Annotated in this window: 11 protein-coding genes; 6 read left to right on the forward strand and 5 right to left on the reverse strand. The window is 35.8% G+C overall.

Features of this window, described 5'->3' with window-relative positions; translation table 11 throughout:
* Nucleotides 1-89 precede the first annotated feature (89 nt).
* On the forward strand, nt 90-461 hold the full coding sequence (locus tag CVD27_RS01035) for a DUF2500 domain-containing protein (RefSeq protein ID WP_257984215.1): 372 nt from the start codon (nt 90-92) through the stop codon (nt 459-461).
* Nucleotides 462-607: 146 nt separating this feature from the next.
* Nucleotides 608-1,261: a phosphatase PAP2 family protein gene (locus tag CVD27_RS01040; RefSeq protein ID WP_101646047.1), complete on the forward strand. Its 654-nt coding sequence runs from the start codon at nt 608-610 to the stop codon at nt 1,259-1,261.
* A 99-nt stretch (nt 1,262-1,360) separates the two neighbouring features.
* Here the strand turns inward: CVD27_RS01040 and CVD27_RS01045 are convergent, their stop codons facing one another.
* The 4 genes from CVD27_RS01045 to CVD27_RS01060 form a co-directional block, all read right to left on the reverse strand.
* The gene (locus CVD27_RS01045) at nt 1,361-2,023 is read right to left on the reverse strand and encodes a DUF2642 domain-containing protein (RefSeq protein WP_142384062.1); all 663 of its coding nucleotides are present in this window, start codon (nt 2,021-2,023) and stop codon (nt 1,361-1,363) included.
* A 181-nt stretch (nt 2,024-2,204) separates the two neighbouring features.
* A complete protein-coding gene (locus CVD27_RS01050) occupies nt 2,205-3,416 on the reverse strand; it encodes a hypothetical protein (protein WP_101646049.1) in 1,212 nt (403 codons plus the stop codon).
* Nucleotides 3,417-3,481: 65 nt separating this feature from the next.
* Nucleotides 3,482-4,000 (reverse strand): hypothetical protein, encoded by a 519-nt coding sequence (locus CVD27_RS01055; RefSeq protein WP_101646050.1) that lies wholly within the window; start codon nt 3,998-4,000, stop codon nt 3,482-3,484.
* A 133-nt stretch (nt 4,001-4,133) separates the two neighbouring features.
* On the reverse strand, nt 4,134-5,222 hold the full coding sequence (locus tag CVD27_RS01060) for a CotH kinase family protein (RefSeq protein WP_257984216.1): 1,089 nt from the start codon (nt 5,220-5,222) through the stop codon (nt 4,134-4,136).
* A 258-nt stretch (nt 5,223-5,480) separates the two neighbouring features.
* On the opposite strand from CVD27_RS01060, the gene CVD27_RS01065 reads away from it, so the two are divergent.
* The 3 genes from CVD27_RS01065 to CVD27_RS01075 all read left to right on the forward strand — a co-directional run bounded on the left by CVD27_RS01065 (nt 5,481) and on the right by CVD27_RS01075 (nt 9,323).
* Entirely contained in the window at nt 5,481-6,068 is a 588-nt protein-coding gene (locus CVD27_RS01065; protein WP_219621275.1) for a hypothetical protein, read from the forward strand.
* A 245-nt stretch (nt 6,069-6,313) separates the two neighbouring features.
* Nucleotides 6,314-7,672 carry an arsenic transporter gene (locus tag CVD27_RS01070; protein WP_257984217.1) on the forward strand — a complete coding sequence of 453 codons (1,359 nt, stop codon included), beginning with the start codon at nt 6,314-6,316 and terminating at the stop codon, nt 7,670-7,672.
* A gap of 145 nt (nt 7,673-7,817) precedes the next feature.
* Nucleotides 7,818-9,323 (forward strand): pyruvate kinase, encoded by a 1,506-nt coding sequence (locus tag CVD27_RS01075; protein WP_101646052.1) that lies wholly within the window; start codon nt 7,818-7,820, stop codon nt 9,321-9,323.
* Between the two features lie 55 nt (nt 9,324-9,378).
* On the opposite strand, the gene CVD27_RS01080 is transcribed toward CVD27_RS01075, so the two are convergent.
* Nucleotides 9,379-10,704, reverse strand: a complete 1,326-nt coding sequence (locus CVD27_RS01080) for a D-serine ammonia-lyase (RefSeq protein ID WP_257984227.1) — start codon at nt 10,702-10,704, stop codon at nt 9,379-9,381.
* Between the two features lie 220 nt (nt 10,705-10,924).
* On the opposite strand from CVD27_RS01080, the gene map reads away from it, so the two are divergent.
* Nucleotides 10,925-11,665, forward strand: coding sequence for a type I methionyl aminopeptidase (map, locus tag CVD27_RS01085; protein ID WP_101646053.1), 741 nt, complete (start codon nt 10,925-10,927; stop codon nt 11,663-11,665).
* Nucleotides 11,666-11,865: the final 200 nt, after the last annotated feature.

Genomic DNA, 11,865 nt, shown 5'->3' on the forward strand with positions numbered 1-11,865 from the left:
GGTACTTACCTAATAATTTTTATAAACATGAAACGTAAAGCGCATTAATTTCGTATAAATAGGTATAGAGATAAAAAGGGGATGGCTAAGTGGAGGTTAATCAAGGGCTTGATATGTTCACAATCATGGAATTCATTTTTCCAGTATTTTTTATTTTAATTGCAGGTATTATTCTTTTTATCATACTTAGAGGAGTAAAAGAGTGGAGTAATAATAATAAACAACCACGGCTTAATGTATACGCAACGGTTATAGGAAAAAGAACTAGCGTAAGTAGAGGAGGAGAAGACCATTCTTCTAGTACTTGGTACTATGCAACCTTTCAATTTGAAAGCGGTGATCGTACGGAATTCGCTGTCAGCGGAAGAGATTTTGGGCTTTTGGCAGAAGGAGATGTCGGTGAATTAGTGTTCCAAGGTACTAGATACCATGGCTTTACAAGAAAACAAACTGGGGCATGAACCTGCCAAACCAGCCGCTCCAACTCGGCTGGTTTCAGTTTTTTATTTTAAGGGTACACCCCATATGGACAGTGTCCACGAATGGTGCCTGACACCAATTTATATATTTTTGTTTGAACAGTTCAATTTGAATAGGAGGGGAGTATGTGAATAAGTGGATTAAAAAATCTCCCTATTTATTGTTTTTATTGGTGATTCCTCTTTTGGCCAGTATTTATAATTTATTAAATAACCGCCCGACTAAAGCGATGGATATCTCAACAGAGTTTGATCAATCAATCCCGTTTTTACCCCTGTTTATCATTCCATATATTCTTTGGTATGGCTACATTTTTTGTTATTTAATTTACTTCTGTTTTAAAGACACGGTGGTTTATCTCAAAACCTTGCTGTTAATAGCAGTGGCTGAGATCATTTGTTTTGTGGTTTATTTCTTTTTTCAAACAACCGTACCGAGACCCACACTTACTGGTGATAGTTTGCTTATCGATCTTGTGAAATGGATTTACACAAATGACCGGCCCTATAATTGTTTCCCAAGTATACATGTCCTAACTACATTTGCAGTAATGTTAGCTTCTTTACACATCAAAAATAAACATATTTTAAACAACTTCTTTATTCATACCTGTGGAACTTTAATTATTATCTCAACCCTTTTTGTCAAACAGCATGTCATTTTTGATATGATAGGCTCGATGTTTCTTGTTACATTTCTATACGGAATTTCCTTTGAACTTTTTTCCTTCCGATGGAGTGGAAAGTCGGAAACTATTTATCAAAAATCCAATCACCCCTAAAATTTCTGCAATTTAAAAGAGTGCCGAATAGACACTCTTTCCTTATTTCTTCATAAAAAACGCAAAAAGCTTGTTTAAAAATCGCCCAGAAAAAACTGATTATGTCATATGAATTGTTTTAATATGCTGGAAGTTGATATAAATTGGATCTTCTTTAGCACCAATCAATTCAACAAAGTTATTTTTAATGGATTGAATCTTGCCGATCACATTTTCGTTCTCACCGATATTAAACACAATTAACTCACCGATCAACTTTTCAATCTGCACCTCAAATGATCGGGCAAACGTAAGGCTGCTGGGGCTTACCGGAAGACTTGCATTACTTAGTCCATACGGTCTTTGATTATTTGTGTATGGTATTAACCATTTTAGATGATTTAAAGAAATAAACATGGTTTTATAAATCGGAGAGTAAAAGACAAAATAATTATTCATAATGCTAATAATATATCCATGTAGAGCTTGATTGCTTGTTACATAAATTTCTGTAAAAATTCCTTTTGCCGCCGTAAGTGTTTTCCGCAACGAGATTTCTTCGTTATGATTATAAATGGGTGTTGGCTCGTCATTAAAGGTAATTTCGTCTATTTCATATTGTTTTAAGAACTGCCAATTCTGAATATGAATGGTCGGAATATAAAGGTAGTCATTCCCGTTAAAAATAACCCATAAATCACTACCGACATCTACTAAAAGTCCATATATATATTTTTTTCCTGAGATTTCAAGTTTAATATACTTGCCGATATTTTCTTTCATTTTCAAGGAATTACTCACATCCTTTCCAAGGAATTTTCAGATACAAATAGAGAAGGGCTGATTTTTCAATTCAGTAAGAAGCTAATTTGATCTGCCCAGCTCATATTTGTAAGGGGACATCTGCCCAAAAGCTTGTCTAATAAGGGAGAATGTATACTTCATCATTCTTTTTTAGGAAAGATTAGAATCTAAATGTTCGAGTATTCTTACTTGGCCAGCCCGTAAATGGGAAATTTCTTTCTTTATCACGGGGAACAGGTTCACCAGTAAAACGGAAGGCTCTTGTTTCTTGATCTTTTTGTTTCCAAACCTTTTTCGTATCATTAGTATATTTCTCTTTGGAGACCATTTCAGTTTTCTTATTTGCTGCCGTTTGTGAAACAATAGGTTTTGTGGTGGATGTGGTTTCTTGAGGTTTTTCCTGTTTCTTTTCTTTTTTAGGTGTGGAATGGGTAGATGTTTGCTTATTCTCTTTATTAGACTTGATTTCAGTTGTTTTCATCTCGTCATTTTTCTTTTCTATTTCTTTATTCACCATTTCAATTTTAGGTTTTTTCATTTCTTTTTTAGACGTCTGCATGGATTCATTTTCATCTTGCTGTTTCATATCTTTTGAAAAATGCATATCATGTGTTTCTTTCACGGTTGATTCGGTTTTAATTGGCTGTGACCATACCATTATAGTGTTGGGCTCAGTGACTTCAGAAGATTCAATTTCAACCGGTTTCTCGGACTTTTCGTGGTTCATTTGTGATTTAGTTTTCTTTTCAGGAAATACACTTGTAACAATTTCTGCCGTGTATTCTTTAGGCTCATGACAAGGTATTTCTTTTACTTTTTCATCTTTTGAACGAGAGGTTTCCTTTTCTTTTTTCGTATCTTTTGATTCATTAGACTCTTTTGATTCGTTCTTCTGATTATCAGCCTTGTTTTTATTTTCTGTTTTTTCCTCTTTCTTTTGTTTTGGTTCTTCTTTAATAAAACCTTTTAAAATATTGGAAACATGTGTTATTTTGATTAAAATTCGCTCTTCCCCATTAATTAACGTTACAAAATCTTCATCTATTTCACTTAGTACACCGTAAAAGCTTTGTTTATTTACACTTAAAATAGTTACCCATGCGTATTGGAATGAGTGTAAAAGTTCGATTAAGCTCTGTGTCTTTTTAAATTCAACCGTTGGTTCCTCTGGCTTAAATTGCTTTGTATTTTTAGTAATCGCATTGATTTTATCGATGTTATAATAAAAAATATATTTATTTTCTGTTTCCAAAACAACATGGTCTGTTTCAACACCAATTAATTTTCCTTTAAAAATATCTCCACCAACATATAGATTTACATGAAAGCCTACAAGTAAATCCAATGCAGCTGAAAATTTATCTAACCCCATCTTTAAGCCTCCTAAAGAGATAATTTGTCGCTTCTCTTTTTGGAGAAGCGACGTAATAGTTACTTTTACTCGTTATCTTCGTCTTTATCATCTTTTTGATTATTATCATTTTCCTCGTTATTTTTATTTGAACCGCCGTCATCATTTTTATGTTTTTCAACCATTAAGCCGTAGCTGATGTTACGAATGTGTTTCATGGAAAAACGGACGACTTCATCCTTTACGATGAGAGAAGCATAATGCTTGTTGGAGTCACTAAGTACACCTTCTAAGGACTCCGCACCACCGCTGCGATTAATTCTTACCCATTGGAATCGAATACTTTCAAGGAGTTTATGAAAGTTTTCCGCTGTTTTGTAATCTAATTTTTCAGGAATCTTCAATCCTAATTTCATAGCGTCTTTAGAACTTTCTGTAATACTTCTGACATGGTTCGTCTTATAGTAGACCACACCATCACTTTCTGTTAAGAGGACAAAATAGTCTTCAAAAACAGCAAGTAATTTTCCTATTCTAGATTCTGGGCCGCCACGATCCACCCGAATTACTTTACCCACATGCATATTCATAAGTTCTCTATCCATAAAAGTTTTTTCCTCCCTTAATTAAATAAACATTTACACTGCATCTATATGTATCACGGTATGATGTTGTACTAATAAAGAGGCCCTTTTTCGTATTTTTGGCAAAAAATAGGCAAAAAAAAGTATATGATATCTAACCATATACTTGTTCATTCTGAAGTTTAATTAGTTGTTCCTTTAAAAAGCTATTTCGTTTTTGAATAAAATGGCAGATAACATCCTTTTCCTCATCAAGCGCTTCACTGGTTCTATTTAGAAAAGGGTCTAAATGGATATACGGCTTCAACCATTCGAACAGATCACTAACAATGTCAGCTTGAGTTTCAACAGTAAACTCGTTATCTAAGATGGAGGATAAAATGTCCATATACTTCTTTTTAAAATGACCAAAATGCAGCAGTCTGCCGGTTAGGGTATTATACCCAGTAATTGGTACGAAATCATATTCAAGCAGTTTTCCGTGTAGGTCTCTTCCCCAGGTCCCGTCATAGTCCCATGGTGTTATTTCAAAAGTATTGGTTTCACTATTCAAGTAGAGTGCATAATTATGGATAAACCCATCAAAATTTTGTGTGCAAACTACCCCTGCAAGCCAGGTTAGATACTGTTCTACATTTAGCACCTTTTCAATTTTTTCTTCAAATTCGTCATTTTTAAGTGTGTTGGTCATAATAATTAATTCTTCTAAAGATGCCAGGTTATCTTCCTCACCGTATTTTAGTGTATATCCTTCAAGCAAATCTGTTTTTAATTTCCTTTTTGGAGACAGTAGGGAGAAGTTTGCATAATAGTTGGTCGCATAGATAATGGAGCCTTCCGGTAAATTTCTTTTTTGTAAAAGATGTTGATCGAAGGATTCTAACTCAAGATAAATCCCTTTGCAAAATCCATTTATATAGAGAAGGACGTGTTTGGAATGAGGGGCAATCACTCCAATTTGATCAAAGAAATCTAGGGAAAGTTTATTACGGCTAAGTGAAATATCATTGTATTCCGCATTTAAATGGATTTCATGAGCTCCATTAACGCTATACGGTTTTTGAAAAACAATATGATACGACTTCTTTTTTTTCTTTCTAATCACATTTCCACGATAAGCTAAGCCTATAGAATATTGATTGTTGCCTATTTTAAGGACGGCTGGAACATGTTCATCCATCCAAATATCTTTATTAAGCTGATTCAGCATCTTGGGATTAATAATAATTTCATATTTTTGCAATTTAAAAACCCCTATTTAAATACATATTTTTTAGAATAGTATGCTTTTTTAATAATATTGGTGCAGTTTATGGGCAAGTTGGTTATTTATAAAAAAATAAACATTTGTCTATTTCATTCCAAGCCCTACTCCCATAAATTAACAATGAGTATAAAATCATTAGAAAGTGGTGGAAGGAATAAATGAGTATGGTCATGGAAGAACTATTAACTAGAGCACAAGAAAACGGGGTAATAGAATTTTTAATCAATAACCCTGTTGAATTCAAAAAAGGCCCTAAAGGTCCAAAAGGTCCTAAGGGCACTAAAGGCAGCAAAGGTTCTAAAGGCAGCAAGGGTACTAAGGGCTCAAAAGGCAGCCACGGTTCTAAAGGCTCCAAAGGTTCTAAAGGCTCAAAGGGCAGCCACGGTTCTAAGGGCTCTAAAGGTTCTAAGGGCTCAAAAGGCACTCATGGTACTAAAGGTTCCAAAGGAACTAAAGGCAGCCATGGATCTACAGGCAGCTGGGGTTCACACGGCAGCTGGGGTTCAACAGGCAGCTGGGGTTCAACAGGCAGCAAGTGCTCAAAAGGCAGCAAGGGCTCAAAAGGCAGCAAGGGCTCAAAAGGCAGCAAGGGCTCAAAAGGCAGCAAGGGTTCAAAAGGCAGCAAGGGCTCAAAAGGCAGCAAAGGCTCAAGAGGCAGCAAGGGCTCAAAAGGCAGCAAAGGCTCAAAAGGCAGCAAGGGCTCAAAAGGCAGTCATGGTTCTAAAGGTGGCCCTAAAGGTCCAAAAGGTAAAGGTCCAAAAGGCAAAAAATAATAGAGTATTTAAGCTGGTACTTAAAATAGTACCGGCTTTATTTTTTTGAATAGTTCCTTATTTAATCAATAATCCATCATATTTCATCAAAGACATCTGCCTATATAATGAAACATAGACAAAAATCTATTTACATTTAAAAATATTTTTCTAGATATATGCTGATTTGTTTTCAATCCGAGATATTCGTTTAGAACAAGCCTTCATTTTGGACGTACTATATGGCAAAGGACAAGAAAGAATAAACGGAAAATCAATAGAAGGAAACTAAATGAAGGGAGTAAATTCATTTTTATGTATCATCAAATGACGGTGATCGTTACTATATTTTCATTTATACTCACAATGGTTATGATCTTTATCCGTCCCAAAAATATGAACGAAGCTATACCATCCTCCATAGGTGCTGTGCTTGTTTTTTTAAGCGGCAGTGTATCAATGGGGGACTTGCTTGACATCAGTTCAAAGGTAACTGGGGCTGCAATTACCATTATAGCTACTATCGTAATGGCAATTGTACTTGAGAGCATTGGCTTTTTCAGCTGGACCGCTGCTTTAATGCTTAAAATATCAAAGGGTTCTGGTTACCGATTATATTGGAATACCTTACTGTTATGCTTTTTAATGACATTATTCTTTAACAATGATGGGAGTATCCTGATTACCACACCTATCCTCATTTTGATTTTAAACAATTTAAAGTTAAAGAACTCACAAAAAATCCCATTTCTCTTAAGCGGTGCTTTAATTGCTACTGCTTCAAGTGCCCCCATTGGTGTAAGTAATATTGTAAATCTTATTGCTTTGAAAATAATTGGAATGGATCTATATCTTCAAACAGAAATGATGTTTGTTCCTGGAGTCCTCGGTCTATTGTTTTTATCCTATTTGCTGTTCCTCGTTTTTAAAAATAATATCCCAAACCAAATACGCTTCCATTCATACACCATTCCATTGCAAAAAAACCGTCCATTTCACCCCTTGCAACAAAATGCAGAGAGCCTGTTTGACCAACAAAAGAAACTCATGATAAAAATGCTCATCTTTGTTTTCATCGTACGAATTAGCCTTTTTGTCGCATCTTTTATCGGGATATCTGTATCCTTGGTGGCTGTATGCGGTTCAGTGCTCTTATTGATTTGGAGATGGGTTTATCTAAAAGTAAATCCAAAAGACGTAGTTAAAAAAATTCCATGGCACATTTTAATCTTTGCCTTTAGCATGTACGTCATCATTTTTGGATTAAACAATATAGGATTAACGGCTTATTTAATAGAAAATCTAAAACCTCTTGTAAATGACAGCTTATTCCATGCCAGTTTAACCATGGGTACCATTACGGCATTTTTAGCAAATATTTTTAACAATCACCCAGCCTTAATGGTTTCTACATTGGCGTTAACCGAAATGGGACTAGATCCTCTTTTAATGAAGACAGTTTATTTAGCAAATATCATTGGAAGTGACATTGGGTCGTTAATATTACCGATTGGAACCCTTGCAACACTAATATGGCTGCATATATTAAAGAAAAGCAAAATTAAAATTACCTGGATGGAGTATATAAAGGTAACATTAATCGTTATCCCGCCAACGTTAGTTTTCACTTTAATCAGTTTATACCTCTGGCTATTACTCTTTTTTGTAAATTAATGATATTCAATTACGTTTGACAAAGTTTGATAAATTCAGATTCGCTTTTGACTTTAAGTGTAGAAAACACTAACACTTTTTTCTTTAATGAATACTTATTAAATGGAATAATATTTAGTTCGGCTTAAAAGGATGTGAAGGGGATGTGGCAAACTTCCCAATAAACCAACATGAATTTCCACAACGGATACAAAGTATCTATAATCAGATCATTCAAGCCAGTAATCATTTACTGGAACACCACGATTTGCAGGAAGATGCCTTGATGTGTCGTGACAATTTGCTAGCATATTTAGCATTAAGAGAACAAAACTTTCTTGGAATACAGCAACAATTGCAGGATAGGGGTCTTGCGAATTTAAAACAATCACATACTCACATTTTATATACATTGGAAAAAATCCTATCCCACTTAAATGCAACCCCACTATCCCAAGATACTTTAATGGTTCCAACACCAGCCATTTCAAAAGAAATCTTATCAAATCGCACGGGAGATTTGTTTGGACATGAACACACCAATCAAACTGCATTAATGGTAACCATTGATTCAAAAATTTTGAGCAATTCAACCCAGATGGAGGAACTTTTATTAAATGGGATGAATGTTGCTAGGATTAATTGCGCTCATGATGATGAAGAATTATGGCAGCAATTAATTGATTTTCTGAAGGAAACGGAAGAAAAGCTAAAGTTGGAAGGTAAGTATCCTCAAAAAAAGACATGCAAAATTTATATGGATCTAGCTGGCCCTAAGGTGCGTATTGGTACACTTCCAGCTGAACCCATCATGGTTATAAAAGGGGATTCATTACGATTATATTTAAACCCTGATATGCCAGGACATTCCTTAATGGACGATATCCCCGCTGGTGTCCCAGTAACCCTTGAAAAGGCCTTTCGAAATGTACGTTTGGGTGATTCGATTTTTATTGAGGATGGAAAAATCCATGGAGTGGTAACAGATATTACCTATGAATATATAGAAATTGAAATTCTTTCACCTGCGGCAAAACAGCTGCGGATAAAAGAAGGGAAGGGATTAAATTTACCTGATTCCCTTCTTAGCTTAAATCTCCCAGCTCTAACTGAAAAGGACTTGGCGGACTTACCGTTTATTACCAAAAACGCTGATATTGTAGGGATTTCCTTTGTCCATTCCCCACTGGATTTAAAAAAATTACGTACTGAATTAGAAATACTTAATCGACCCGATATAGGAGTGGTTGCTAAAATTGAAACAAAAGATGCGGTCCACAATCTTGCAAGAATCCTATTAGAAGGTTTCCATTTTAAAAGATTCGGAATTATGCTTGCAAGAGGAGACTTAGCCGTTGAGGTTGGGCCTGAAAACTTATCCTTTGTGCAGGATGAAATTTTAACTATTTGTGCGGCGGCCTATACGCCAGTCATATGGGCAACAGGAGTTTTAGAGAAGCTTACCAAAAAAGGCATACCATCAAGAGCGGAATTAACCGATGCGGTTTATGGGACACGTGCCAATTGTATCATGCTTAATAAAGGCGGTTATCTCGTTGATGCCTTGAAAATGTTAAGTAAATTAATAAATGTCAGCGAAGCAGAGACACTACCACAGAAAAAGCAAAGGCCCCTTACCAGTCAATATGGGATTTTCGACACTCCTATTTAAGGAAGTTAATAAGGAAACGTACTAATGGCGTGTTACTTTAACACGCCATTTTCATTTAACTATTTTTTAGGAACCCTTTTTTATAATACATTTCCATGATATCGTCTGGAACCATACTGCCCCCCGTTGCCCAAATAACATGGGTAGTTTTTTTCTCATTTAAGTCATTTTTTTGTAAAAATTTATTCCCTTTTTGCCAAAGTTTAACTGGACCGATCATTCCAGCTAAGGCAGAAGGTTCTAATTTTATATTCTCTGAATCAACCAAATCCTTTAAAAGCTTAAATAATTCCTCATCTTTAACTGTATAAGCCCCACTTAAAAGAGGCGCCATGATCCTGCCAACAAATCCAGATGGTCTTCCAACAGCAAGCCCATCGGCAACAGTGACATTATCAATCCCTATATCTTGTACGGAAATCTTTTCATGTAAACCTGTCATTAATCCGAGTAACATACAGGGGGAATGTGAGGGTTCCGCGAAAAAGCAGTGAACATCATCGTGAAAAATTTGCTTTAAACCAAACGTAACTCCCCCAGGAGCTCCGCCCACCCCGCATGTAAGATAGACAAACAATGGATGATTTTCATCCACTTTTATTCCCAATTCCTCCAATTGCCTCTTTAACCTTAATGCAGCGACAGCGTATCCAAGAAATAAATGTCGAGAGTTCTCATCATCAACAAAATAACAATGTGGATCTTTTTCAGCCTGAATTCGGCCTTCCTCAACTGCTTTACTATAATCCGCTTCATATTCAATTACCTGGACACCTATACTTCTAAGCAAAGCCTTTTTCCATTGTTTTGCATCTGCAGACATATGAACAGTGACTTTAAAACCTAATTTGGCACTAATAATACCGATACTTAAACCTAAATTACCGGTAGATCCAACAGCAATAGAGTATTGAGAAAAGAATCGTCGAAATTTTTCAGTGTCTAATATAGAATAGTCGTCGTCTTTGGTTAAAAGCTGTTGTTCTAGGACTAAATCTTCTGCATGCTTAAGGATCTCATAAATACCGCCTCTAGCTTTGATTGAACCGGAAATAGGCAGGTGGCTGTCACATTTCAACCATAAATCTCCTGAAAAAAGCTGCCCGTACCCGTCCGTTAATTTTTGTTTCATTGCAGAAATTTCTATCAATTTGGATTCAATCATTCCATTTGCTGCTTGCGTTTCAGGAAAGACCCGAGCTATGTAGGGAGCAAAGCGTTTCAATCGTTTCTCTGCATCCTTAATATCCTCAAGAGTTAGAGGAGCTGTTCTTAGAGCCTTTTGAGTCTTTTGGAGACTAGGATTAATCCAAAAAACTTCGTCATATAATTTCATCTTTTCTAATAGTCCGAGGGTTTGCGCATCAAGCAAACTTTCAATCTTAAATGGGTTCACGTGTGTCCCTCCAAAGAATTTTTGTTAGTTATAGTTTAACATTCATCGGTTGATGGATGAATGGATTTATGGGTTATAAAAGTTATACGCGAACATTTTCAAAAAAGTATGAACAATCAACAATACTTGGATTTTAGTGTAAGTACAGGTAAAATTAAAGGTATGATATTTTTACTATTAAATTATGAAGATTGGGGCAAGACCAATGATTGCAAAAACAGAAGAGGATTTTAACGGTTTAAAAGAAATCGGCAGAATCGTGGCATCTATAAGAGAGGAACTAGTCAAAAGAGCTGTACCAGGTGTTACCACTAAAGAACTGGACGAAATCGCTGCTCAGCTTTTTGAAAAAGAGGGAGCCGTTTCCGCTCCTAAGGGGGAGTACGATTTTCCAGGCTTTACTTGTATTAGTGTGAATGAAGAAGTTGCTCACGGAATTCCTAGTGATCGTGTGATCCAGGAAGGGGACTTAGTGAATATCGATGTTTCTGGTTCCAAAAATGGATATTTTGCTGATACCGGTGTTTCCATTGTTGTAGGAAAGGGGGAAGAAATCCTTACAAAAATTTGTGAGGTTGCAAAGGAAGCCTTTGAAGCAGGGCTAAAGAAGGCAAAACCTGGTTCTAGAATCTCAGGAATGGGCAAAGTTGTTCACCAAGTTGCTAGGCAGCATGGATTAACGGTGATTAAAAACCTTACAGGTCACGGGATCGGCCGGACCATTCACGAAGAACCTGAATATATCTATAATTACAATGAAACCTCTGACCATGGGTTGTTAAAAGAAGGGATGGTCATTGCCTTTGAACCGTTTGTCTCAACATTAGATGAGGAAGTATACGAACTTGAAGATGGCTGGACATTTGTCACCGAACAAAGCTTTGTTGCACAATATGAACATACCTTAATCGTTACAAAAGACGGCCCAATTATTTTAACCAAATAATACATTGCCACCCAATTGGGTATCAATAAAGGTGAAGGGGGATAACTGCCTCTTCACTTTTTTATTGACTAATTTTAATGAATCGATTACTATTATCTCATATTCAAGATATTTTATTTCGAATTAATGGGTAGAGAATTCCATTAGAATAATACTATTGTTATTACCGTATTTAATTATGTAGTTTGAAAGGAGAATAT

The organism is Neobacillus cucumis, assembly GCF_002860255.1.
GTDB lineage: Bacteria > Bacillota > Bacilli > Bacillales > Cytobacillaceae > Neobacillus > Neobacillus cucumis_A.